We start from the raw sequence: 23,792 nt of genomic DNA, 5'->3' as shown, positions 1-23,792 counted from the left end.
GGGAAGTATGTTAAAGGTGCGAGAGGTAAAGACAGAAGATATTCCTGTATTGGTTGAAATGGTGGGAGCGTTGTTGGATGAAATCATGTCGACGATGAACCAAGTGTATTTCAAGTTTGAGTATGAAGCTGCATTGAAACAGGCTAAAGAACTGATTGGTAAAGACAAGTATTTTGCATTGATAGCTTGGTTGGAAGGTGAGCCGGTAGGCATGATCGCAGCCTATGAAAGTTATGCACTCTATGCGCAAGGCGCATACGGCACAATCCCCGAGTGCTATGTGTCATCTAAATTCCGAGGAAAAGGCATTGGTAAGGCTCTGATTGATTCCGTGATCAAATTAGCAAAACAGAAGGGCTGGCACAGGCTGGAAGTGACAACGCCACCTTTACCGGAGTTTGAGTCCTCACTCCATTTTTACGAGCAGAATGGCTTTGAAATCTCTGGTGGAAAAAAGCTCAAACTATCTTTGTAAAAAGAAAATGGACCTTAAAATAAAAAAGCCAGGTTTCAAAACACTGTAAGTGTATGAAATACCTGGCTTTAGAATATGGCTCCCGATGCTGGACTCGAACCAGCGACATACGGATTAACAGTCCGGTGTTCTACCAACTGAACTAATCGGGATTAGTCGTTCAAGCAATCGCTTGATGTGTGCGTATTATAGGGAAATATCTTTCCCCTGCAACCCCTTTTTTAATTTTTTTTCATTTTTTGACGCTGATCTGCATTGGAGCCGTAGGCTTCAATATTAAGGTAAATATAGGCCACCTTAAATTCAAAATTATTCATATTCGTTTAGATGCTTGTTAAGTGTTATTAATTGCACTGTAAATCAAGCTTTTACTGGCTAAGTTTCCATTTGGATGGATTTTAAGCCGTTATAATGCATCTTATTTTCTTTGAATTTGTAAGGGTATTTAGGTGATAGGCTTTCGATCTAAGTTTTTTGTTGGATTGACAACATTTTCCACTTCATTTTTTTGCGCGACCTCTTCTGGCGCAGACATCTACCAAAACAGCGGAATGAGCTTTAAAGGAACGACAGGGTTGTTGCTTGTGCCGACAGCTCAAGTGATTGAGTATGGGGCTTTAGGTTACGGCGTGAATAACTTTTTATTTCCGGGTTACCCAAAAGACCTGGAAGCAGAAAATTATTATGTAACAGCAGGCGTCTGGAAAGGGTTTGAGGTTCAAGTTGGTCTTAATGAGTCTCATAGGCAAGGGGCGGATCCTAATAGATATAATGATTTTTATAGACGGGACTTGGTTGGAAATGCCAAATACAGTTTTGAACTATTCAGTCCTCATTTTAAAGTTGCCGTTGGTGGACAGGACATAGCGGGAAAGGTGATTAATTCTCGTCGGTATTATGCGGTTGGAACGTTGGCTAACGAACTTGGCTCAATCAGTTTAGGGTACGCTCGTAATCCGGACTCCAGCAACGCCAGCCATTTGGATGGGGTTTTTGGTGGGGTGCAATTGGAACTGCTGTATGGTTTCGCCGCTCTTGCTGAATATGATGGTCTATATAAGCGTGCTGGACTACGTTATCGTTTATCGAATCTTTTCGGCAGTCATGCTCACCTGAATGCACAAGCCAGTTTATTGAGCGATGCGCCAGATGAGGATTCCGTTGTTGGACTGTCACTCGTAGTTCCGCTGGGAGCGAAAGCTTCCGAAGTGGCCTCATCCATGGATGTGGAGAGGCCTGTTGAAAACGTTTCGCCTAAGAACGTGGATTCAGTCCCGGTTAAATATAAAGTGTTTCCAGAGGACTTTGCGAAAAGTAAACAGGATAAACCGGATTTGGACTTTTATCGGGTAAGTCTCGAAAAGAAGGAAGATAAAATTGAGAAAGACCTTGCTGATGAAGTCTCTTCAAATAAGGTAGGTATGTTTGCGAAAGCGGACTCGGTTTCAATCCAGACTTTGGTAAAAGACCTTGAGGATGCCGGGTTGCAATTTGTGGCGGCGAAGCAGGATGCAGACACATTATATATACGTTATCAAAACCGTGCTTTTGATTGGAGTGAGCAAGATGCTTTGGCTCAAGTTATTGCTTTGAGTTCTGGGTATGCAGATCAAAATAAGATCGCCAATTTGCAAATAGAGGTTTGGAGCGAGCAAAACCCGGTGCTTAAGGTTCAGTTAAGTCCAAATTGGGCTTTGGAAAAACCGGCAAATAATCATAAGTCTAGGTATTTTGAGCCGCACTTTGAACAGCTTGGCCTGTTTTCAGACCGCCAGTCTGATTGGGATGTTGAAAAGGGGCGGACGGAATGGGTCTCTGTGAAAGTGTCCCCGGTTCTGAGTAATACAATCGGTTCCGAGGTTGGCGTTTATCAATATTCCCTCGGGCTTAATACGGAAGTCAGTTCCGAGCTGTGGAAAGGTGGTCGAATCAGTATCAATCGTATGGATTTGCTGCATAACAGCTACCATTATGAATCAGGCGGATTCTTTGAAGGCTATGCTGTTCCTTCTGACTACATTCAGGCCGTACTGCAGCAGACATTGGTTCCTTTTAAAGGGTTTGTCAATACGGTTTCATATCATCACCCTTTGAAAGAGGGGTTGAATACCTATCAGTTGATTGATGAATGGCGTTATTACGGATTTGGTGGGCGTCATCAGATTTATGGCTACGGAGCTTATAGCTGGAGTGATAAGGGAGCCGCAAATTATCATGATGATTACTTTTACGGTTTTAACGGTTATGAGTATTTCTGGCCGGAACAAGGTATGTCTTTGAATGTAGAGCGAGGCACTTATGTTAATGAGGATTTGACCACTAAGTTTACGTTGAAATCCTATGTTGGTGATTCCCAGTTTAGGGCAAGTTTGATTCGTGAAGATTCCGGATATGAAAAAGTGTATGTTGCTTTGACTGTTCCACTGACACCAAGAAAAGCACTTTCTTTGGGACCTGTGACCGTGAGAGGAGAGGGTAAATGGAGGTATGGAATTCAGACGCTTACAGATGATCCGTATGATGCCGCATACAACCCGAATATCGGGGATTCGAAGTATAAACCTTTTGGTTTTTATGCCGCTCAACCCTACGAGCCACACGACTCTGTAATGGATTCCGGAAGGTTGACTCCTGTTTATTTAAAAAATACAAAAAAACAGTTGAAATCATTAGTAAAAAAGTGGTTAAAATAGGTAGAAATTTGAATAACAGCTTTTGGTTATATTAATTATGGGGAATGTCATGAAAAAAAGTTTAATTTCAGCAGCTATTTTGGCCTCTTTGGGGTCATTGACTTTGTCTGGTTGTTTCAGTAGCTCAAGCAGTTCTACAACTGCCGTAACTGGTACGGTAGTGGATTGGAATATTACAGATGCAACGGTGTGTGCCGATGTTAATAAAAACTACATTTGTGACGCCGGTGAGGCGAGTACTACTTCTGGGGCAGATGGAAAATTCACGTTGAATGTTCCTAATGATGTGACAGTCTATAACCTTTTGGCAAAAGGTGGTACTGATACTGCTACTAATCAGGCGTTTAATGGTGTTTTAGCGGCTCCGTCTACTTCACAATACATCACTCCAGTTAGTACACTCGGTGTAGTATACGGTTCTGGAGCTTTGGAACGAGTCAACTCTTTTTATGGTACGACTTTTACTAGCTTGGATGTTAACCCTATTGCTGATGCGGGCTTGTTTAGGGTTTCTCAGCAAGTTGCAACCATGTTGTCGTCTATGGCTGAGATTACTTCGAGAGTCACAAATGCCGGTACTTTGGATGGTACGGCGCAAGAGGAACGTTATAACTTCTCATTGGCTACTAAGGCTTTTGTAAACTATCTTAAAACGGACACGACTGGGACGAACTCTACCCAAAACTATGTGTCGGAAACACTTAAGAACGTTGCCTCTCAGCTAGTTACAGATACTACGTCAACTGCATACACTAATTTGCAGTCGACTCTTGTGACGACAAGCAGCACAGTGTATAACGCTGTGAATGATGTAAACGCGGCTTTGGTTAGCTATACGCCTCCAACTGACTCAACCATTCCAACGGTTGTTGTTAGTGCGCAAACAACGGCAGCGGATGCTGCGAATACGGCAGATGATAGCCTTCCGGCAACATTTACTGCAGTAACCATTACGGTTCCGGAAGATGCGGTAACTGTATCTGGTACTTCTGGTACTTCTGGTACTTCTGGTACGACGACTGTCTCAGGCGCACAGTAATCGATTCGAATTTCAAATTTAGAAATTTTGAATATAAGAAACCCCGTCATTTTGGCGGGGTTTTTTTATGTCTGAAAAAAGTGTTGGGGATAAAAATGGGAATGTATGGGTTGTAAATATAGAAATGATACGAGAGTGTGTAATCGTAATGAATTTTGAAGCGTTTTTGATGTAAAAGATTGGTACGACCGAGTGGACTCGAACCACCGACCCCCACCATGTCAAGGTGGTGCTCTAACCAACTGAGCTACGGTCGTACAATAGAAAGTGTATTTTTAAGTTGAGAACTTAAAAATGGTACCAGTGGGCGGACTCGAACCGCCACGCTATCACTAGCATCGGATTTTGAATCCGACGTGTCTACCAATTTCACCACACTGGCTTGTTGTGAAGATGCGCATTATAGGATCATGGAAAAGCAGTGTCAACCCAGTCAGACACTTTTAATGACTTTTTTGTTTTTATCCGTTTTTCGTAATTCCCTATTTTGCTATTGGCAATTTTAGTGGGCAGATAAAAATTAGTGTTTTGACTGATTTATAGGAATTATTAATAATCCATGTTCAAAAAAAGTTATAGGGCTAATTCCCTGTGGATTAAGGAAACTGCGAATGGCGATATTCAATACTATTGAAAATAAGGATAAATGGATGATCTATATCAAGTCGATCATTCTGGGAGCGGCGTTTATCATGCCGTTTGCTTATATTCAGTTTACGCAGATTCAGGCGGAGATGCGTCTTTCTTACTTTGTCATGCCGACACTTGCGACTCTCTTTGTAGCCATCCTGTTGATTAAGGTCAATCTGCTGCAGGCCAAGGTGATGAAAGAGCGTTCCTTGTTCAAGGCTGCCGTTGATTTTTCATTGGAGTTCACCTATATCCGTACCCTTGAAGGAGAGTATGAATACGTTTCACGAGCGGTGATGGATGTGACCGGTTACACGCAGAAAGAGTTTTATGACAATCCCAACTTTATGGATCGGATTATCCATCCGGATGATAAAGCGTATTGGTATGGCCACGTCCACAACGTGAATCACCATGGTGAACCGGAGAATATCGAGTTCCGCATCGTAACCAAAACCGGTGAGGTTCGTTGGATTCAGCACTTGTGCGGTGCCGTTCATGGAGCCAGCGGTGAGATTATCGGAATCCGTTCCACCAATATTGATGTAACCGAGCGCCGTTTGACCGATGACAAATTGAAGAAGATGGGGTTTTATGACCCTTTGACCAATTTGCCTAACCGTCGTTATATTTCCGATCATATGGCCGAATTGATCCTTCAGGATCAACTTGCGGAGGAGCATCAGGAGTTTGCGGTGATGTTCCTGGATCTGAACCGTTTCAAATACGTCAATGACGCGCACGGACATACGATTGGCGATGAGCTGCTTAGACAGGTGGCTGAACGCTTCCAGAGTGGTTGGGCGCAGAAATACAAGAGTGTGATCAGCCGTTTCGGCGGGGATGAGTTTGTGATTGTAAAGCAAGGCGGCGTGACGCCGACGGATATACAGAATTGCGTGAATAATCTGAACCAGCTGCTCGAAGAGGCGTTTGTCATTCAGGGACACAGCTTGAGTATCGGTACTAGTGTTGGGGTGGCCGTGTATCCACGTGATGGTATGACCTCGGAAACCTTGATCAAAAATGCCGATGCGGCGATGTTCCGTGCTAAGAACGAAGGTTTGAGCATGAAGTTCTTTTCACATGAGATGGCGGAGCATGCGTCGAATATGGTTGGATTGCAGTCGCAGCTTAAGAATGCACTGCAGGACGGGTTGATTCAACCTCACTATCAGCCTTTGGTGGACATGAAAACCGGCCAGACCATTGGTGTCGAAGTGCTGGCGCGTTGGATTACGCAAGACGGCAGTCAAGCGCCTTCACCGGCTGTGTTTATTCCGGTTTCGGAAGAAACGGGGTTGATCTGGTCGTTGAGTGAGATGATGATCTCGCAAGCGGGCCGTCAAATCATCAAGTGGCAGGAGCAGGGCGTGAAGATGAAGTATTCGATCAACGTGTCTGCCCGTCAGTTTGCCGATGACAATTTCTGTCATCAGGCAATCAACCAATTCAAGCGTTTGGGGGTGGATCCCGAGTCGGTTCAGATTGAATTGACGGAAACCATCCTGTTGAACAACATCGAGCGTAGTATTGAGAAAATCCAGCATCTGAAGGCCGAAGGGTTCTCGATCGCGCTGGATGATTTTGGAACCGGCTTTGCGTCTTTGCACTATTTGACGCTCTTCCCGTTGGATACGTTGAAGGTGGATCGCGCGTTCGTGGTCAATATTCTTGAAGACAAACGCCAGTATGCGATTGCCAAATCGATTATCAATCTTGCTCATGATCTGGATTTGGTGGTGGTGGCCGAAGGGATCGAGACCGAAGAACAGCGCAAACTTCTGGCGGATCTGGGATGTGATATCGGTCAGGGGTATTTATTCAGCCGTCCGGTTGCACCGGAAAACATTTCGTTAAGCCACATAGGTGGCGGCGGCGACAGCTTCATTCCTCAAGGTACCCGTATTCAGTAGCGCCTTTCGCGTTTGGGTAGGTGCTTTTACGAAACTGAACAGGCCTGTTTGCAATGAACGGGCCTGTTTGTAGGTCTATATCCTCTAAGCGCTTGAAAGCAGGTGGGAATTAGGCGAAAATAGCACGCTTTATTTTATGGACACCGTTTCGGTTTGGGTTCTCTCCGGCCGTGGTGATTTTCCCTGCGTGAAAAGACAAGACTTTTTCTTTGAATTACCGGACGAATTAATCGCTCAGCAGCCCGCCCAAGAACGACGCGGTAGCCGTCTGTTGGTATTGGATCCCAATGCCGAGGTTGACAGCAGCGTCGCTGATGCCCGGTTTCCCGATCTTTTGAACTATCTGAAAGCGGATGATTTGTTGGTGTTCAATAACACCAAAGTGATTCCCGCTCGTCTATTTGGCCAAAAATCGACCGGCGGTAAGGTTGAGTTGCTGATTGAGCGTGTTGTCGATGAGCACACCGTTTTAAGTCATGTTCGTTCCAGCAATGCGCCGAAACCCGGTGCCAGACTGATCATTGAAGATGCGTTTGAAGTGGAGGTGCAGGGACGTCAGGATGCGCTGTTTATCCTTAAGGTCTTGTCTGATCAGACCGCACTTGAACTGGTTGAAGCGCATGGTCATATGCCTTTGCCGCCTTATATCGAGCGTCCTGAAGATCAGCAGGAGGATAAAACGCGCTACCAGACGGTCTATTCCAGTAAACCGGGTGCGGTTGCCGCTCCGACGGCCGGACTGCATTTTGATGAAGCCTTGTTGGAGGACATTCGAAATAAGGGCGTTGATATCGGGTTTGTCACTCTGCACGTAGGTGCCGGTACTTTTAAGCCGGTACAGGTGGACGATATTTCCGAGCATGTGATGCATTCCGAGTATCTGGAAGTGGACGAAACGTTGGTTGAGCAGGTCAGGCAGGCGCGTGCGAAAGGCGGGCGAGTGTTTGCAGTGGGAACGACTAGTGTACGTTGTCTGGAAAGTGCCACGCTGTTCAGCTGCAGCGGTGAAATCGAGCCATATCAGGGGGAGACCGATATCTTCATCACGCCGGGCTATGAGTTTAAACAGGTGGATGGTTTGTTGACGAACTTTCATCTGCCGGAATCGACATTGATTATGTTGGTGTCTGCATTGGCTGGGTATCAACATACGATGCATGCCTATGAGCATGCGGTTGCGGAAGAGTATCGCTTTTTCAGTTATGGCGACGCCATGCTGATCTTGCCGAAGAACCCTTCGGCGGAAGTCTAAGGTGTTAAACCTGGGCAATAAGGAATAAGAATGGAATTTGAATTAGACAATACAGACGGTCGTGCTCGCAGAGGCCGGCTGAAATTTGAACGCGGGATAGTTGAAACACCGGCTTTCATGCCGGTTGGAACTTACGGTTCGGTCAAGGGGATGACGCCGGAAGAAGTTAAGGCGACCGGTGCACAGATCATCTTGGGGAATACGTTTCATCTGGCGTTGCGTCCAGGTACCGATATCATCGAACTGCATGGCGATTTGCACGACTTCACACACTGGGAAGGTCCGATTTTGACCGACTCTGGCGGATTTCAGGTGTTCAGTCTCGGAAAGATGCGCAAAATCAAAGAGGAAGGTGTGACCTTTAACAGTCCTGTCGACGGCGCCAAGATTTTCATGGGCCCGGAAGAGTCGATGGAAGTACAGCGCAAGCTCGGTTCGGACATCGTCATGATCTTTGATGAATGTACGCCTTACCCAGCCTCTCACGAAGTGGCGAAAGAATCGATGCAGTTGTCTCTGCGTTGGGCGAAACGTTCCAAAGATGCGCACGGTGACAGTCCGTCGGCTCTGTTCGGTATCGTACAAGGCGGCATGTATGAAGATTTGCGTGTTGAATCGATCGAAGGTTTGAAAGAGATCGGTTTTGACGGTTATGCGATTGGTGGCCTTTCGGTGGGTGAGCCTAAGGAAGAGATGATGGCGACGCTGGATTTCACCGAGCCGCACATGCCGAAGGATAAGCCTCGCTACTTGATGGGAGTGGGTAAGCCGGAAGATATCGTGGAGGCGGTACGCCGCGGTGTCGATATGTTCGATTGCGTTATTCCGACCCGTAATGCCCGCAACGGATTCCTGTTCACCTCGCAAGGCGTGGTTAAGATCCGTAACGCCAAACATAAGACGAGTCTGGAGCCGTTGGATCCACAGTGTGATTGTTATACCTGTCAGAACTACACGCGGGCTTATTTGCACCATCTGGACAAGTGTCATGAAATCCAGGGGGCTCGCCTGAATACGATTCATAATCTGCACTACTATCAGACGTTGATGCGCGGGCTGCGCGATGCCATCTCCGAGAATCGTCTGGACGAGTTTGTCGAGTCGTTTTATGACGGTATCGGCGAACCGGTTCCTGAACTGTAAGCAGGGTGATTGCAGGTCGTTGGAAACGAATTGCAATAAAATGAACAGGCCTGGTGATTTTTAGCAGATTTTTACAATAAGCTGTGCCACAATATGTGCCACAGCGAAACGCTTTTATATGATTTAGTTAGGAGGAAAACAGATGAGCTTTTTTATTAGCGATGCAATGGCGGAAGGTACAGCAGCGGCACAAGGTGGCGGCTGGGAAGGTTTGATCCCACTAGTATTGTTGTTTGTGGTGTTCTATTTCTTGTTGATTCGCCCACAGCAGAAAAAAGTAAAAGAACATAAGGCGCTGGTAGCATCGATGAAAAAGGGTGACGAAGTCGTTACTTACGGCGGTTTGGCCGGTAAGATTCGTGACTTGGGTGAGACTTTCTGTGATCTGGAAATCGCCGATGGTATTCTGGTCAAAGTCGAGCGTCAGAACATTTCACGCCTATTGCCAAAAGGTACATTGAAAGGCGAATAAGTTTTCGTGATTTTAGAAGAGGGGCAAACGCCCCTTTTGTTGTTTCATAATCCTTAAAAACTGGATTTTAACTATGTTTCAAGCACAACAAAAATTGATTGCAAACCGCTATCCGGCATGGAAATACGTGCTGTTGGTTTTAGCCACGGTCATCGGTTTGATTTATGCCATGCCGAACCTGTTCGGAGACGATCCTGCGGTTCAGATCTCACCGGCTAAATCCGTGACATTTACCTCCGAAACACAGCAGCAGGTCAGTCAAGTCCTTGCCTCGGCCGATCTGGCAATCAAGTCCTCCGTGTTTGAAAACGGTAATTTCCTGATCCGTTTCGAGAACACCGAAGACCAGTTGAAAGCGAAATCGTTGTTGAAAGATGAATTGGGGCGTACCGCTGTAGTGGCCTTGAACCTTGCACCTGCAACACCGGATTTCTTGACCGCATTGGGCGCGAAACCGATGTATCTGGGTCTGGATTTGCGAGGCGGGGTTCACTTCTTGATGGATGTTGATATGGACGCGGCGGTCGGCAAGGCCTACATGCGTTACGTGGACGAAGTCAAAGGCGTATTGCGTACCCATAAGGTGCGTTATATCGGTGCGGATTATGAAAACGAAAAGTTGTGGGTCAAGTTCAAGGATGTTGAAACCATGCAGGCCGGTTTGCAGGTTCTTCAGAATGAATACTCTGAAGATTTGAAGGCAACGGCCAGCCCGGACACCGCTTCTCCGATGGTGGAGTTGAGCTTGTCAGCGAAAGCGATCGCCGACACTAAGAAATTTGCGTTACAGCAGAACATCACAACTTTGCGTAACCGTATTAACGAATTGGGTGTGGCCGAGCCGGTGATTCAACAGCAGGGTGATCGCCGCATCGTCGTTCAGCTTCCGGGTGTTCAGGATACGGCACGTGCCAAAGAGATTCTTGGCGCGACGGCAACGTTGGAATTCCGTTTGGTTGAAGAGCGTGGCGATGCTCGACGAGCAGAAGAGACCGGCTATGCACCTCATGGTTCGAAACTGTACAAGTTCCGTGACGGAACGCCGATTTTGTTACAGCGTAGTGTGATTGTCAGCGGTGAAAATGTTATCAACGCCCAGTCCGGTATCGATCCTCAGCAGGGTTCTGCGATGGTTAACGTTACCTTGGACGGTGCCGGTGGACGTAAAATGTTGGCTACCACCAAGGAGAACGTCGGTAACCGTATGGCGGTGGTTTACATCGAAAATCGCGTCGAGACGATTGAACAGAACGGTGAAAAAGTCAAAAAGCGCATTACTACTAAGGACGTAATCAATGCGGCGGTCATTCGCGGACAGTTTGCGAACCGTTTCCAGATTACCGGTTTGGATTCGCCGCAAGAGGCACAAGACCTTGCGTTGTTATTGCGTGCGGGTGCTTTGGCCGCTCCGATGGAAATCGTCGAAGAACGTACGGTCGGGCCTAGCTTGGGTCAGGACAACATCGATCAAGGATTCATGTCGGTTGTCGTCGGATTTATTCTGGTGTTGATCATCATGGCATGGCGTTATAAGACTTTCGGTATGGTGGCCAATTTGGCGCTGACGTTGAATCTGGTGATTATCGTTGCGGTCTTATCCATGTTGCAGGCCACTCTGACGTTGCCGGGTATTGCTGGTATCGTTCTGACGGTGGGGATGGCTGTGGATGCCAACGTTCTGATCTTCGAGCGTATCCGTGAAGAATTACGAAACAGTTCCATTCAAACCGCAATCTATGCTGGTTATGAAAAAGCGTTCGTCACCATTGCCGATGCCAACATCACCACGTTGTTGGCGGCGATTGTACTGTTCAGTTTCGGAACCGGACCGATCAAAGGATTTGCGATCACTTTGTCCATCGGGATACTAACCTCAATGTTCACAGCGATATTGGGAACTCGTGCCATCATTAACGTCATGTACGGTAATAAGCGCGTTGAGAAACTGTCAATTTAGGATGCCGACATGAGTGAAACTACAATGGAAAAACAGATTGATTTTATGGGAAAACGTCATCTGGCGATGGCGTTTTCAGTGCTATTGATCATCGCCTCTTTTGCGGGGCTTTGGATTAAGGGATTGAATTTCGGTATCGACTTCACTGGTGGTACCTTGATTGAGCTTTCTTATCCGGAAGCGGTTGACCTGAATGAAGTGAGAACCGATCTAAGCAAAGCCGGATACGATGAGGCTGTCGCACAGCACTTCGGTTCCGCAACCGACGTGTTGATCCGTATTGCGCCACGAGAAGGTTTGAACTCGGCCCAGTTGAGCAACCAGGTTATGGATGCTTTGAAAGAGAGTACGGATGGCGACATCACTTTGCGTCGTGTCGAGTTCGTTGGACCTCAGGTGGGTGATGAATTGACGGAAGATGGTGCTTTGGCCGTACTGTATGCGTTGATCGGGGTTCTGATCTACGTTGCTTTGCGATTCGAGTGGCGTTTCTCGCTGGGCTCGGTTGCTGCTTTGGTTCACGACGTGATCATTACTTTGGGTGTCTTTGCATGGACTCAAACCCAGTTTGATTTGACGGTGTTGGCGGCGATTCTTGCGGTTATCGGTTATTCCCTGAACGATACGATTGTTGTGTTCGACCGTGTGCGTGAGAATTTCCGAACCATGCGTGAAGGTGAGCCTGTGGGTGTGACGAACACCGCGGTGAATCAGATGCTGTCGCGTACCATTATGACGTCCCTTACCACTTTATTAGTGTTGTTGGCGTTGTTCTTCCTAGGCGGTGAAATTATTCACGGATTCGCCTTGGCTCTGATTGTCGGTGTGGTCGTCGGTACTTATTCTTCGACTTACATCGCCAGTGCGATTGCAATCCTGTTGGGCGTGTCCAAAGAAGACTTGATGAAAGCGCCAAAAGAGGGTGTGGACAAAGAAGCTGAGGAAGCGGAATTACAGCGCTTGTTCCTTGAGCAGGAAGCGAAGCGCGAAGCCCGAGAGTTGGCGGCGAACGCAAAGAAATAAAGATATGAACAGGCCTGGCGGGTTTGCCGTCAGGAGCAAGCCAGGTAGCCTGCTACCTGGCTTTTTTATTTGAGAGAAAGCAAGATGTCATTACAATTGGAAACCAGTAAGCGCAGAACCTTTGCGATTATTTCCCACCCGGATGCGGGTAAAACCACCGTTACGGAAAAATTGCTGTTATACGGTGGCGCCATTCAGATGGCGGGTGCGGTCAAAAGCCGTAAGACCGACCGTGCCGCGACGTCCGACTGGATGAAGATGGAGCAGGAGCGTGGTATCTCGGTCGCCTCTTCTGTCATGCAGTTCCCTTATAAAAACGTGATGATGAACTTGTTGGATACTCCGGGTCACGAAGACTTCTCGGAAGACACTTACCGTACACTGACAGCAGTGGATTCGGCTCTGATGGTCATCGACGTGGCGAAAGGGGTTGAGGATCGTACCATCAAATTGATGGAAGTTTGCCGTCTGAGAGATACACCCATTCTAACGTTCATCAACAAATTGGACCGTGAAGGGCGTGATCCGATCGACCTGATGGATGAAGTGGAAGAAGTGCTGAAAATCAACTGCGCTCCTATGACTTGGCCGATTGGGATGGGCAAACGTTTTAAGGGGATTTATCACCTTTATAACAATACCATCCGTTTATTTGCACAGGCAGACGGCCAAAGAGCAGCTGAAGGTGAGCTGATTGAAGGTTTGGACAATCCTCGTCTGGATGAGTTGTTGGGCGATCAGGCTGAGGAATTACGTGATGAGGTTGAACTGGTTCGCGGAGCAAGTCATGAATTCGATTTGGACGCTTTCTTAAAAGGTGAGCTGACCCCTGTGTTTTTCGGCTCGGCTGTAAACAACTTCGGATTGCAGGAATTACTGGATGGATTTGCCCAGTATGCACCGCCGCCTAAAGATCGTGAAACCGAGACACGTCTGGTCAAAGCGGATGAAGGTAAGTTGACCGGTTTTATCTTCAAAATTCAGGCGAATATGGACCCTCAGCACCGAGATCGCGTTGCGTTCATGCGCATCGTTTCCGGAAAGTATGAGAAGGGGATGAAGCTTAAGCATGTGCGTATTGGTAAGGATGTGAAAATCGCCAAGGCGATTACCTTCCTGGCGAACAAGCGTGAGCAGGCAGAAGAGGCTTATCCTGGTGATATCATCGGTTTGCATAATCACGGTACGATCAAAATTGGTGATACCTTTACAGAAGGCGAAGAATTGAAGTTCACCGGTATTCCGAACTTTGCACCGGAACTGTTCCGCCGTGCCCAGTTGAAGGATCCGATGAAGATGAAAGCACTTCAAAAGGGGTTGACCCAGCTTTCGGAAGAGGGGGCGACCCAGCTGTTCCGTCCGATTGCCAACAACGATCTGATTTTGGGTGCGGTTGGTATCCTGCAGTTCGAAGTGGTGGCGCAGCGTTTGAAGGATGAATACAACGTGAGCTGTATTTTCGAGCCTGTGAATGTCAACACGGCGCGCTGGGTGATCGGCGATAAGGCGGAGATTGATAAGTTTCTGGCGAAAGTACGCGACAACGTGGCGTATGATGCGGCGGATCAGTTGGTTTATATCGCTCCGACACGCGTGAACCTGTCTTTGACGGAAGAGCGTTGGCCGAACTTGCAGTTCGTTGCGACACGCGAACACTGATCACAAAGTATAAATTCGGCAATAAAAAAGCCCTGCAGGATGGTTCTTGCAGGGCTTTTGTTGTTTTAGGCCTTTATGAATTCTCAGCAGGCCTGTCGAGAAGCATTAGATTTCGCTAATCAAGAACGTAACACGACGGTTTTGACGTTTGCCTTCAGGTGTTGCGTTACTGGCAATTGGACGCTCTTCACCGTAGCCATACGTGGTGATTCGATTGCTAGCGATACCGTTACGCATCAAATGCAAGGCGACACCTTTGGCACGGTTTTCAGATAGCTGTTGGTTGTAGGCTTTGGAGCCGTCCGAGTCGGTATGCCCCTCAATGTATACGCGAGTATTCGGGTGCTTGTTCAATGCATTGATAACCGGAGTTAAACGAGTCAATTCATAGGGTTCAAGATCTGCAGAACCTGAGCGGAAGTTGACGTTTTGAACGTTAACCTGAATGTATTCCTGATCCCCGATTTTAACGGCTTCGACATTTGTATTTGGGTCATTCGCTGTATCGGCATATACTTCGTCGTACACCGCTCTGGCAGTAATCCCTGTAATCGCACCGACGGCTACTTTACCGACGTTATTGTCTACGCCTAGCGCGTTAGCGGCCAATATGCCTCCAATACCTGCTGCTACGGTAAGAATGTTCTTTTCTTGTTCCCGCTCTTCGGCTGTCTTATTCGGGTTGGTTGAGCAGCCTGACATTACGCTTAACGCGGTGGTTGCCGCAACGGCGGCTAATAGTTTTTTATTCATGACGTTCTCCCGTAATGAAATGATTGTCCTGGTGGACGTAGATGAAATCTGTTGCCCTTATTTATAAGTAATTTTCGGAAATATTCAAGGGGGGCGGCTGAAATCTTAATTGTATTTAAAGGTTCTTGAGAAGCGTTTAGGCCATATGTCTTATCGATTTCGATATTGGGCAGGCCTGTTGGTTTTGTTTGAGCGGTTTACAAAAGAACGATTGTGGCTAAGCCGAGGAAAACGAAGAACCCAAGGGAGTCTGTAACGGTGGTTAACATGAGACCCGAGGCTAGGGCTGGGTCGATACGCATGCGTTGTAAAATCAATGGAATGCTAGCACCTGCTAAAGCGGCGGCAATTAGGTTGATCATCATGGCTGAAGCAAAAATTAGGCTTAGGGCTAGGTCCTGGAACCAGATAAGAACAGCAGTGCCGGTCAATACAGCCCAAATGAGACCGTTTAAGGCACCTACGGTGGTTTCCTTGATAAGTAGCGAGCGACTGTTGTTGCTTCCCAGTTTTCCGGTTGCTAAGGCACGGATTACGATGGTGGCGGTTTGAGTCCCGGCAATGCCGCCCATGCTGGCAATGATGGGCATCAATACAGCCAAAGCGACGACTTTCTCGATGGATGCGTCGAAAAAGCCAATGACGATTGACGCAAAGATGGCAGTAAGAAGGTTGATGCCGAGCCAGAAAGTTCTTCGTTTGGCGGCGCGGGCGGCCGGGGCGAAGATGTCTTCGTCTTCATTCAAACCGGCGCTTGCCATTTGGACGTGTTCACCTTCTTCACGAATGATGTCGACCACATCATCGATGGTGATGCGCCCAAGGATTTTGTTGTGATCGCTGAGCACGGCGATCGAGATCAGGTCGTGCTTTTCGAACAGGTAAGCGACTTCTTTTTCCGGAGTAAAAGCGCGAATGGTTGGTTTTTGAGTGTCGACTAAATCCGAAACTAAAGTGTCCGGATCGTGTGTAATCAGTGAGTTGATTTTGAGTGTACCGACATAGTGATCTTCACGGTCACGAACAAACAGGTCTACCATGGAGGGCGGCAATTCTCCTAGTTTGCGTAAATAGCGGAGTACAACATCTAGTGTGACATCGGCTCTTACTGCCACAAAGTCGGTACTCATTAATCCGCCGGCGGTGTCTTCCGGATAAGACATCGCCATTTCGACTGCTGTACGATCTTCCTCGTTTAAGGATTCAAGAAAGGTCTGTTGGTTTTCATCCGTGAGCGATTGAGCGATGTCCGCAATGTCGTCGGTTTCAAGATTTTCGGTAATCTCGGTCAGTTCATGGGGTTCGAGCTTCTCAAGTAAGATTGCTCTTACTTCGTCATTGGTGTGAGCTAGGATTTCCCCTTGTGCGTCTGGTGTGACATGTTGCCATAAGAAATGGCGTCCCTTTGGAGGGAGCGATTCTAGGATTTCAGCAAGATCTTCTGCGACCAGTTGCGAAATCAAATTCGGAATTTGAGCGGGGTTTTGTTCCTGTACTGCAGCAAGGATTTGTTCGGTAAGTTGCGCTTTGTTTGAAACAGTATTGGTTTGTACCATGGCGCCTCCTTGCTCGAATCGGTTGTTGAGTAACGGTTTTAATGTATTTTAGCAGGCCTGTATAACAATTAAATGAAAAAAATTGCAAGAGTACGATTTGTGTTAGCGGAACAGTGAGCCTTAAACGAAAAACGCCCAACTTAATGGGCGTTTTACAAGACAAAACCTAAAACGGTTTAAGCATCTAAGTGCTTATGCCATGTTCTTGACACCGCCGGATTTCTTGTTGTGGTCGCTCATCTTCTCTTTGTGTTTGATGATCTGGCGATCCAGTTTATCGACTAATCCATCAATCGAAGCATACATGTCTTCCGTGTCATGTTGGGCAAATAAATCCGCACCTGATGCATGAACAGTTGCTTCTGCTTTCTGCAGTTGTTTCTCTACTGTCAAGATAACGTGAACGTTTGTAACGTGGTCGAAATGACGTTCCAATTTACCAACTTTCTCAGTTACGTAGTCACGAAGTGCATCAGTTAGGTCCATGTGGTGACCGGTAATATTGATTTGCATTGTATCGCTCCTTTGTTCTTGTAATGCGATGTCGAATGTAACAAAAGCATTTTTTTATAAACCGAAATTTTCGATTTTTTGTCAAAACCACTTTTGTCTAAGTCAATTTCAGTATAACACCAACTTTGTTCAATTCAGCACTTATTGAAGGAAAATTATCCAAGAATAAGTTAAAGAAATTGACGGGTATTTATTTGTGACCGGAATGCTTAACGGAAGTCTTCGCCAAGATAAACGCGACGTACGTCTCCGTGGCTGAGAATCTCATCGGGTTTGCCTGATGCTAAGATCGTACCTGCATGGAGGATGTAGGCGTAGTCGCATACTCCAAGGGTTTCTCTAACGTTGTGGTCGGTTATAAGGACGCCGATTCCCTTGTCTTTAAGATGAAGAATAATGCTTTGGATGTCTTTGACCGAAATTGGATCAACTCCGGCAAATGGCTCGTCTAGGAGAATGAAGGTCGGTTCCATTGCCAAAGCCCTGGCGATTTCAACACGGCGTCGCTCTCCACCCGAAAGAGCCTGGCCGGGTTGTTCTAGAATATGACCTATCTGAAGGTCATCGATCAGGTGTTCGAATATTAAGTTGCGTTGGTCGGAATCGAGTTCCGGACGCATCTCAAGAATAGCGCGGATATTTTCCTCTACGGTCAGTTTACGAAATACGGAGGCTTCTTGTGGTAAGTAACCTATGCCCCGTTTTGCACGTTCGTGAATAGGAAGTTGACTGATTTCTTCATTGCCAAGGTAGATTTCGCCACTGTCGTTTGTTACAAGGCCGGTCATCATGTAGAAAGTGGTGGTTTTCCCTGCGCCATTAGGGCCTAAAAGTCCGACGACCTGTCCGTTGTACACATCAAGATCCACCGAGGTGACTACGGAACGTTTTTTATAACTTTTCGCAAGGTTTCTGGCATAAAAATGAGACACGAAGCGGATCCCTATGTTGTTTTCTGTTTATTTGGATTGAGCCGATTCCGGCATGATCGTGACCGAAATGCGTTTCTTTTCTTCTGGCGTGCTGTTGGCTTGCAGAGTTTTGTTTTTCATGTCGTAAAACAGTTCTGGTCCGGTTATCAACTGTTTGCCGGGCTGTTCCACCTTGGCGTCGCCTTTGAGTAAAACTGTTTTGGTGTTTGCTCGATAATCAATGAAGTCTGCTTTGCCATTAATCCAGGACTGCTCAGCTTGATCAAAACGCTTGAATTTGGCTGGTTTACCATCCACCTGAATCCATTCGATTTCACGTTTAGGGTGATGAATGGTGATTTTGTCGCCGTTTAAGGTCAGGCTGCCTTGAATAACCTCAACGTTTCCGGTGTAGACACTAATGCCTTGTTGATCCTGTATGTCGAGTGCGTCGGCTGTAATGTGGATCGGTTGCTCTTCATCAGGTGTGTTGGGGGTTGGTTGTGCTAAAGCGCTTAGGCTGATAAGTGAAAGGCCTGCGGCAATGGTCCAAAATGATGAAAAGGATTTTAACTGAATCATATATTGTCTTGCTCTATTGTCCCTGCGGATACTGTGGGTCGTATTGCCCTTTGACATTCGATAAAAGCTGGAATTGCTTCTTTTGAATGTCTGCTTTCAGTCCCGTTCCTGTGGTGATGGCACCGGGTTGAGTGATGGTTACGTCCTTTGGGCTTGAAATCTTTTGTGTATTCGCATTATAAGTGATGAATTCTGTCTGTAAGGTTTTATTTTGTGACTGTGTATTTACCTTGGCGTAAGGCAAATCGTATTGGGTGATAACGACGTTGCCGCTGAGGTCGATTTTGGATTCATTATAAGTTTCGCCGGATTGGCTACGGATCGTAAGTGTTTGTTGCGGTTGGCTGATCAGGATTCTTGGTTCAGCAAGTTCACTCTTCTTCAAAGCTTCCTGGTAGAACATGCTTTTGGCTTGGGTGATGGTGTTCTTGTGGTTATCGGTTTTATCCAGTTGCCAGGTGGTGGCGTTGAAAAGTTGCCAGCTGTAGTCGGTGGATTGCAAAGAGGAACCTTTGCTTGCGGTTGTTGTTGAAGTGTTTTGCTGAAAAGCAATCCAAAGAGCCAGTGCTGAAAGGAGGAGGGTAAAAAAGATAAAGCGGCTGTTAAGCATTTGTCTCTCCCTGTCCGTTCAGTCCGTTTTGGTTAATCTTGGATAGGTCTATTCTATACCTAATTACAGTGTTTCTCTCAGGAAAAAATCCATGTGTTGTTGCCAGGAACCCTGAGATTTCATGATGAGTTCGCAAGTTTCGCGGACACAGCCTTGGCCGCCAGGGAATTCCGATATGTGGTCGACTCTTGATTTTACCTCTGGGTCTCCATCAGCAGGGGTAACCGATAGGCCGATTCGGGTCAAAATCGGCAGGTCGAGAATGTCATCACCAATATAGGCGATTTCATCAAATTCCAATCCGAGTTCTTCAATGAGTTTTAAAAAAGTCGGAAGTTTGTCTGGCACACCTTGGTAGACGTGTTTGACTTTCAGGTCACGCATTCGGTTGGCAACCAGTTGGGATTTTCTGCCGGTGATGATGCCGATATCGATATTGGATTTCTGTAAGAGCACCATACCGTGACCGTCACGTGTATAAAAGGCTTTGTGCTCTTGGCCGTCATCGCTGTAATAAAGGTAATTGTTGGTAAGTACGCCGTCGACATCAAGAAGCAAGAGTTTGATTTTTTTGGCCTTGGCCATCAATTTTTCCGAAAACATGGCAATCCTTTTATTGAAAAGCTTAGGTTAAACGTTGGTTGAGCGGAAATAAAGTGAAACGAGGTAAGCGATAAAACCAAGAGTGAGTAAAACGCCTTTTGGAGTACTGATCACAGCTTGGCCTTTGCGGGGAATGGCAAGTAGTAACATGGCTAAGGTGAAGGCGAGCATTACCGGAATGTCCTCGCTCAGCACGGAATTTTCCAGAACCGAAGGCGCCAGTAGGGCAGGTACTGCTAAAACGGCCAGGATGTTGAATAGGTTTGAACCTACGATATTACCGATCATCAGGTCAGCTTCGTTTTTACGTGCGGCGGTAATGGCTGCGGCCAATTCCGGCAGGCTGGTGCCGATGGCGATGATGGTCAGACCGATGACGACTTCGGGAACTTCAAAATAGTGTGCGATTTCAACCGCGCCCCAGACCATCAGTTTGGCGCTCAACATTAAAATGATGAGGCCGCTAATCATCATTAGAACGGCTTTGCTGAGAGGGAGGTCAGGCATGGTGTCGACAGCTTGGCTGGTTTCGCTTGCAATCGGATCCTGAGGGTCAACTTCCTTGTTTACCTTGATCATCCATGCCATGACAATGACCAGGGCGCTGACGAGAATCAAGCCGTCAATAAAATCGAGATGGCCGTCAAGCAGTAATAGGTAGGCACCGACTGAAATTGCAAGTAGCACAGGTAATTCACGTTTGATTAATGTGGACTTAACCAGGACGGGTGAGATGATGGCGGTAATACCTAATACAAGTCCGATGTTGGCAATGTTGGAACCGATTGCATTACCGACGGCCAGTCCGGGACTGTTGTCTAGAGATGCGAGGGTGGCGACTACAACTTCCGGCATCGAAGTTCCGAAGCCTAATACGACAACACCTATGACCAATGGAGAAATTGAAAGGTGGTTTGCAGTACTGGCCGAACCGTCGATGAAAATGTCAGAACTCCATACCAATAGTGCGAGACCGACTATGAGAGCTATTCCGGGAATTAATAGGGATATTGCCATTTCGTAGTTCTTTAGTTTAAGAAAATATTAACCTTTAATTATAACGAATGTGGTTGCGATTGATAAAATTATTTTATAGATGGCGGAGGTCGTCGCATAGGATGTTAAACTATTCTGTGTTAATTTTTTATCCCGTTTTTTTGTGTTAATCGGAGCAGGTTGTGGATAATTTGCAAATTGGGACTTTTGGTTGGTTGCACGAGGATTGGCAAGGTTCATTTTATCCGGATGACATGCCGGAAGAGTGGCAGTTGGATTATTATAGCAATGCTTTTCGAGTGGTGTTGGTTCCTCAAGAGCAGTGGTTGAACCTGACTGAAGAAGAGTTGGAAGAATACGCTGACTGTGTTGAAGGTGAATTTGCGTTCTATCTAGAATTGCGGGAGTCTATGTCGCCACAAAAACAGCAACAGTTAGGTTTGATGAAACACGTGTTGGGCAGTTTGTTGTCCGGAGTTGTGGTGTTTTCGGAATCTTGGTTGCCGGATGCGTACTTGGAAGATGTTCCCGTTACTTTGGTTTCAGAATCTCTAGTTCTGCCGGGTTGGCAGTGGCAGGCGGAAGGTAAAATGATTTCGGGCGAGCCATTAGGTTTTGTCGGGGATTTGCAAGAAAGTGGGAAGTGGCAGACTGAATTGTTGAAAAGTTTTGTTGGTACTCTTCCCGAACAACTGCTTGGAGCACCGTTTTTTGTTGGAGGGGATGTTATCAACATGTCCCGAGTAGCCAATTTAAAAGTGGTGGGTGAAGTGTTGGGATATTAAACTTGGCCCAGCCGTTTCAAAATAATTTAGAATGTTGGTTCGTAGAATTGTTTATTTGGATCAGGTGATCCTGTTATTGAATGAAAATAGCCTGAAAATGGCGTGCCGCAAGTGGAGTGAAGATGCAATCTGAAACACTGATTGACATTCAGGGCCTGAGTTTTTCCAGAGGTTCCCGAAAGATTTTTGATAATTTGGATTTGGCGATTCCAAAAGGCAAGGTGACTGCGATTATGGGGCCGAGTGGAACCGGGAAAACCACCTTGCTAAAGTTGATCGCTGGGCAGCTCAAGCCAGAGTCGGGACAGATTTTCGTTGATGGCCAAAACGTTCATAAGTTAAGGCGCAGTAAGCTTTATGAATTGCGTCAGAAAATGGGGATGCTGTTTCAAAGTGGCGCATTACTCACGGACTTAAGTGTGTACGATAATGTCGCTTTCCCTCTTCGGGAGCATACTGATCTGCCGGAATCAATTATCTACCCATTGGTTTTGATGAAACTACAGGCAGTCGGTTTGCAGGGCGCGCGTGATTTGATGCCATCGGAATTGTCTGGTGGGATGTCGAGACGTGTCGCTTTGGCGCGTGGAATTGCCTTGGATCCCGAGATGATTTTCTATGATGAGCCATTTGTTGGACAGGATCCGATTACCATGGGTGTTCTAGTGGACTTGATTCGTAAATTGAACGACAGCTTAGGTTTGACCAGTGTGATCGTGTCGCATGATGTGCATGAAGTGCTGTCAATTGCCGATTTCGTTTGTGTGTTATCTGAAGGACGTATCATCGCACAGGGAACCCGTGATGAAATTTTGAATAGTGATTCCGACTATGTAAATCAGTTTATAAAAGGCCTTCCTGATGGGCCTGTTCCGTTCCATTATTCGAAAGAGAGTTATCAGCAGGCCATGCAGAATGGAGCGGTGAAATAATGAAATTGTTCGATCTTTTCTTTATGCGCCTCGAAGGAATGGGGAAACGTTTCATTGGCCTGTTGTCCGGATTGGGGCGAATGGCATTTTTTGTCTTCTCCATCATTCCGGCGATGCCTTTTGCTTTTATTCGTTTTGAATTACTGGTTAAACAAATTTATGTGGCGGGGGTTTTATCGCTCCCGATTATTCTGACGGCAGGACTGTTTGTAGGAATGGTGTTGGCCCTTCAAGGGTATAATATCCTTGTGGATTTCAATTCTGAAGAGATCGTTGGAACCATGACTGCGCTTTCCTTGTTGAGGGAGTTGGGTCCAGTGGTCGCGGCTCTGTTGTTTGCCGGTAGGGCTGGATCAGCTCTGACTGCTGAAATCGGTCTAATGAGATCGACGGAGCAACTTTCCGCCTTGGAGATGATGGCGGTTGATCCATTGAAGTTTATTTTTGCTCCGCGTTTCGCTGCCGCTTTGATTACCCTGCCGATGCTTTCGCTCATGTTTATTGCGATGGGTATTCTTGGCGGTTATATGGTTGGCGTTGGTTGGTTAGGTGTGGATGAAGGTTCGTTCTGGTCTCAGATGCAGGATTCGGTCGATTGGCGGGATGATGTGATGAACGGAATCATAAAGTCGGTCGCGTTTGCGGCGTTGATTGCGGTGATTTCGTTATTCCAAGGGTATGATGCGATACCAACTTCTGAAGGAGTTAGTAACGCTACTACGCGTACGGTGGTACATTCATCCTTGGCGGTTTTAGGTATGGATTTTATTTTAACTACTATGATGTTCAGCTAAAGGCATTGGAAATTAAAAAGGAATTATGGGAATGAAACGGCAACTGACAGTTGAAATTTGGGTGGGTGCATTTGTATTAATGACTCTGGTTTCCCTCGCCGTCATCGCTTTTCAGGTAAGCAATTTTAATAGCTGGAAAGAGAAGCCGAGCTACCAGATTTCCGGGTTGTTTAATAATATTGGTGGCCTAAAAGTACGCGCTCCGGTCAAAATTAGCGGCGTGGTGGTCGGAAGGGTAGTTGGAATCAGTGTTGATACAAAGACCTATCAAGCTCGTGTGCAAATGGATATCTACAAAGAATATAACGATTTACCGATTGATACGTCTGGTGCCGTTCTTACCTCCGGTTTGTTGGGTGATCAATATGTCGGCTTGGTTCCAGGAGCGGAAGAAGAATATCTAAAAAGTGGGGATCAGTTGGATATCACTCAGTCGGCACTTGTCTTGGAAGATTTGATCGGTCAGTTTTTGGTTAAGTTTAGCGGGGGAGAGTGATT

22 protein-coding genes and 3 tRNA genes are annotated in these 23,792 nt (G+C 46.6%); 14 read left to right on the top strand and 11 right to left on the bottom strand.

What is annotated here, in order from left to right; translation table 11 throughout:
• The first annotated feature begins 7 nt into the window (after positions 1–7).
• The gene (locus QCB45_RS04575; RefSeq protein ID WP_279419665.1) at positions 8–475 is read left to right on the top strand and encodes a GNAT family N-acetyltransferase; all 468 of its coding nucleotides are present in this window, start codon (positions 8–10) and stop codon (positions 473–475) included.
• Positions 476–551: 76 nt separating this feature from the next.
• Here the strand turns inward: QCB45_RS04575 and QCB45_RS04570 are convergent.
• Positions 552–627, bottom strand: a tRNA-Asn gene (locus QCB45_RS04570).
• Positions 628–1,026: 399 nt separating this feature from the next.
• Between QCB45_RS04570 and QCB45_RS04565 the strand changes: the two genes are divergently transcribed.
• Positions 1,027–3,168, top strand: coding sequence for a YjbH domain-containing protein (locus tag QCB45_RS04565; protein WP_279419664.1), 2,142 nt, complete (start codon positions 1,027–1,029; stop codon positions 3,166–3,168).
• A gap of 49 nt (positions 3,169–3,217) precedes the next feature.
• Entirely contained in the window at positions 3,218–4,207 is a 990-nt protein-coding gene (locus tag QCB45_RS04560; protein WP_279419663.1) for a hypothetical protein, read from the top strand.
• 180 nt (positions 4,208–4,387) lie between these two features.
• On the opposite strand, the gene QCB45_RS04555 is transcribed toward QCB45_RS04560, so the two are convergent.
• Both QCB45_RS04555 and QCB45_RS04550 read right to left on the bottom strand, forming a co-directional pair.
• Positions 4,388–4,464: transfer RNA gene (locus tag QCB45_RS04555), tRNA-Val, on the bottom strand.
• Between the two features lie 38 nt (positions 4,465–4,502).
• Positions 4,503–4,589: transfer RNA gene (locus QCB45_RS04550), tRNA-Leu, on the bottom strand.
• A 229-nt stretch (positions 4,590–4,818) separates the two neighbouring features.
• Between QCB45_RS04550 and QCB45_RS04545 the strand changes: the two genes are divergently transcribed.
• The 7 genes from QCB45_RS04545 to QCB45_RS04515 all read left to right on the top strand — a co-directional run bounded on the left by QCB45_RS04545 (position 4,819) and on the right by QCB45_RS04515 (position 14,259).
• Entirely contained in the window at positions 4,819–6,753 is a 1,935-nt protein-coding gene (locus QCB45_RS04545) for a GGDEF domain-containing phosphodiesterase (protein WP_279419662.1), read from the top strand.
• A 187-nt stretch (positions 6,754–6,940) separates the two neighbouring features.
• The gene (gene queA, locus QCB45_RS04540) at positions 6,941–8,005 is read left to right on the top strand and encodes a tRNA preQ1(34) S-adenosylmethionine ribosyltransferase-isomerase QueA (protein WP_279419661.1); all 1,065 of its coding nucleotides are present in this window, start codon (positions 6,941–6,943) and stop codon (positions 8,003–8,005) included.
• A gap of 30 nt (positions 8,006–8,035) precedes the next feature.
• A complete protein-coding gene (tgt, locus tag QCB45_RS04535) occupies positions 8,036–9,148 on the top strand; it encodes a tRNA guanosine(34) transglycosylase Tgt (protein WP_279419660.1) in 1,113 nt (370 codons plus the stop codon).
• Between the two features lie 142 nt (positions 9,149–9,290).
• The gene (gene yajC / locus QCB45_RS04530) at positions 9,291–9,620 is read left to right on the top strand and encodes a preprotein translocase subunit YajC (protein WP_279419659.1); all 330 of its coding nucleotides are present in this window, start codon (positions 9,291–9,293) and stop codon (positions 9,618–9,620) included.
• A gap of 73 nt (positions 9,621–9,693) precedes the next feature.
• The gene (gene secD, locus QCB45_RS04525; RefSeq protein WP_279419658.1) at positions 9,694–11,577 is read left to right on the top strand and encodes a protein translocase subunit SecD; all 1,884 of its coding nucleotides are present in this window, start codon (positions 9,694–9,696) and stop codon (positions 11,575–11,577) included.
• Positions 11,578–11,586: 9 nt separating this feature from the next.
• Positions 11,587–12,600: a protein translocase subunit SecF gene (gene secF, locus QCB45_RS04520; protein ID WP_279419657.1), complete on the top strand. Its 1,014-nt coding sequence runs from the start codon at positions 11,587–11,589 to the stop codon at positions 12,598–12,600.
• Between the two features lie 84 nt (positions 12,601–12,684).
• A complete protein-coding gene (locus QCB45_RS04515) occupies positions 12,685–14,259 on the top strand; it encodes a peptide chain release factor 3 (protein ID WP_279419656.1) in 1,575 nt (524 codons plus the stop codon).
• Between the two features lie 105 nt (positions 14,260–14,364).
• Here the strand turns inward: QCB45_RS04515 and QCB45_RS04510 are convergent, their stop codons facing one another.
• From QCB45_RS04510 to QCB45_RS04475, 8 genes are all read right to left on the bottom strand, one after another.
• On the bottom strand, positions 14,365–15,012 hold the full coding sequence (locus QCB45_RS04510) for an OmpA family protein (RefSeq protein WP_279419655.1): 648 nt from the start codon (positions 15,010–15,012) through the stop codon (positions 14,365–14,367).
• 197 nt (positions 15,013–15,209) lie between these two features.
• A complete protein-coding gene (mgtE, locus tag QCB45_RS04505; RefSeq protein WP_279419654.1) occupies positions 15,210–16,568 on the bottom strand; it encodes a magnesium transporter in 1,359 nt (452 codons plus the stop codon).
• Between the two features lie 192 nt (positions 16,569–16,760).
• Positions 16,761–17,081, bottom strand: coding sequence for a ribosome-associated translation inhibitor RaiA (gene raiA / locus QCB45_RS04500; protein WP_279419653.1), 321 nt, complete (start codon positions 17,079–17,081; stop codon positions 16,761–16,763).
• Between the two features lie 209 nt (positions 17,082–17,290).
• Entirely contained in the window at positions 17,291–18,013 is a 723-nt protein-coding gene (gene lptB, locus QCB45_RS04495) for an LPS export ABC transporter ATP-binding protein (protein ID WP_279419652.1), read from the bottom strand.
• 27 nt (positions 18,014–18,040) lie between these two features.
• The gene (gene lptA / locus QCB45_RS04490; RefSeq protein WP_279419651.1) at positions 18,041–18,574 is read right to left on the bottom strand and encodes a lipopolysaccharide transport periplasmic protein LptA; all 534 of its coding nucleotides are present in this window, start codon (positions 18,572–18,574) and stop codon (positions 18,041–18,043) included.
• Positions 18,575–18,587: 13 nt separating this feature from the next.
• A complete protein-coding gene (gene lptC, locus QCB45_RS04485; RefSeq protein ID WP_279419650.1) occupies positions 18,588–19,184 on the bottom strand; it encodes an LPS export ABC transporter periplasmic protein LptC in 597 nt (198 codons plus the stop codon).
• A 63-nt stretch (positions 19,185–19,247) separates the two neighbouring features.
• Positions 19,248–19,787, bottom strand: a complete 540-nt coding sequence (locus QCB45_RS04480) for an HAD hydrolase family protein (protein ID WP_279419649.1) — start codon at positions 19,785–19,787, stop codon at positions 19,248–19,250.
• Between the two features lie 27 nt (positions 19,788–19,814).
• Positions 19,815–20,804, bottom strand: a complete 990-nt coding sequence (locus tag QCB45_RS04475) for a calcium/sodium antiporter (RefSeq protein ID WP_279419648.1) — start codon at positions 20,802–20,804, stop codon at positions 19,815–19,817.
• Between the two features lie 161 nt (positions 20,805–20,965).
• Between QCB45_RS04475 and QCB45_RS04470 the strand changes: the two genes are divergently transcribed.
• From QCB45_RS04470 to mlaD, 4 genes are all read left to right on the top strand, one after another.
• On the top strand, positions 20,966–21,568 hold the full coding sequence (locus tag QCB45_RS04470) for a hypothetical protein (RefSeq protein WP_279419647.1): 603 nt from the start codon (positions 20,966–20,968) through the stop codon (positions 21,566–21,568).
• A 122-nt stretch (positions 21,569–21,690) separates the two neighbouring features.
• A complete protein-coding gene (locus QCB45_RS04465) occupies positions 21,691–22,500 on the top strand; it encodes an ATP-binding cassette domain-containing protein (RefSeq protein ID WP_279419646.1) in 810 nt (269 codons plus the stop codon).
• Positions 22,500–23,294, top strand: coding sequence for a lipid asymmetry maintenance ABC transporter permease subunit MlaE (gene mlaE, locus QCB45_RS04460; protein ID WP_279419645.1), 795 nt, complete (start codon positions 22,500–22,502; stop codon positions 23,292–23,294). Before QCB45_RS04465 ends, mlaE begins: the two co-directional genes overlap by 1 nt.
• A gap of 31 nt (positions 23,295–23,325) precedes the next feature.
• Entirely contained in the window at positions 23,326–23,790 is a 465-nt protein-coding gene (mlaD, locus tag QCB45_RS04455) for an outer membrane lipid asymmetry maintenance protein MlaD (protein ID WP_279419644.1), read from the top strand.
• Positions 23,791–23,792: the final 2 nt, after the last annotated feature.

Source organism: Thiomicrorhabdus sp. ZW0627 (assembly GCF_029767005.1).
Lineage (GTDB): Bacteria > Pseudomonadota > Gammaproteobacteria > Thiomicrospirales > Thiomicrospiraceae > Thiomicrorhabdus.
Note: the sequence above shows the minus strand (reverse complement) of the source record. Positions and strands in the feature narration are given on the sequence as shown.

Excerpts from the sequence above, each read along its gene's own strand:
- yajC (WP_279419659.1), top strand. The coding sequence starts at position 9,291 with ATGAGCTTTTTTATTAGCGATGCAATGGCGGAAGGTACAGCAGCGGCA.
- tgt (WP_279419660.1), top strand. The coding sequence starts at position 8,036 with ATGGAATTTGAATTAGACAATACAGACGGTCGTGCTCGCAGAGGCCGG.
- QCB45_RS04560 (WP_279419663.1), top strand. The coding sequence starts at position 3,218 with ATGAAAAAAAGTTTAATTTCAGCAGCTATTTTGGCCTCTTTGGGGTCA.
- lptC (WP_279419650.1), bottom strand. The coding sequence starts at position 19,184 with ATGCTTAACAGCCGCTTTATCTTTTTTACCCTCCTCCTTTCAGCACTG.
- mlaE (WP_279419645.1), top strand. The coding sequence starts at position 22,500 with ATGAAATTGTTCGATCTTTTCTTTATGCGCCTCGAAGGAATGGGGAAA.
- QCB45_RS04575 (WP_279419665.1), top strand. The coding sequence starts at position 8 with ATGTTAAAGGTGCGAGAGGTAAAGACAGAAGATATTCCTGTATTGGTT.
- QCB45_RS04465 (WP_279419646.1), top strand. The coding sequence starts at position 21,691 with ATGCAATCTGAAACACTGATTGACATTCAGGGCCTGAGTTTTTCCAGA.
- mlaD (WP_279419644.1), top strand. The coding sequence starts at position 23,326 with ATGAAACGGCAACTGACAGTTGAAATTTGGGTGGGTGCATTTGTATTA.
- QCB45_RS04545 (WP_279419662.1), top strand. The coding sequence starts at position 4,819 with ATGGCGATATTCAATACTATTGAAAATAAGGATAAATGGATGATCTAT.
- QCB45_RS04475 (WP_279419648.1), bottom strand. The coding sequence starts at position 20,804 with ATGGCAATATCCCTATTAATTCCCGGAATAGCTCTCATAGTCGGTCTC.
- QCB45_RS04480 (WP_279419649.1), bottom strand. The coding sequence starts at position 19,787 with ATGTTTTCGGAAAAATTGATGGCCAAGGCCAAAAAAATCAAACTCTTG.
- QCB45_RS04515 (WP_279419656.1), top strand. The coding sequence starts at position 12,685 with ATGTCATTACAATTGGAAACCAGTAAGCGCAGAACCTTTGCGATTATT.
- lptA (WP_279419651.1), bottom strand. The coding sequence starts at position 18,574 with ATGATTCAGTTAAAATCCTTTTCATCATTTTGGACCATTGCCGCAGGC.
- QCB45_RS04510 (WP_279419655.1), bottom strand. The coding sequence starts at position 15,012 with ATGAATAAAAAACTATTAGCCGCCGTTGCGGCAACCACCGCGTTAAGC.
- secF (WP_279419657.1), top strand. The coding sequence starts at position 11,587 with ATGAGTGAAACTACAATGGAAAAACAGATTGATTTTATGGGAAAACGT.
- QCB45_RS04565 (WP_279419664.1), top strand. The coding sequence starts at position 1,027 with ATGAGCTTTAAAGGAACGACAGGGTTGTTGCTTGTGCCGACAGCTCAA.
- secD (WP_279419658.1), top strand. The coding sequence starts at position 9,694 with ATGTTTCAAGCACAACAAAAATTGATTGCAAACCGCTATCCGGCATGG.
- raiA (WP_279419653.1), bottom strand. The coding sequence starts at position 17,081 with ATGCAAATCAATATTACCGGTCACCACATGGACCTAACTGATGCACTT.
- mgtE (WP_279419654.1), bottom strand. The coding sequence starts at position 16,568 with ATGGTACAAACCAATACTGTTTCAAACAAAGCGCAACTTACCGAACAA.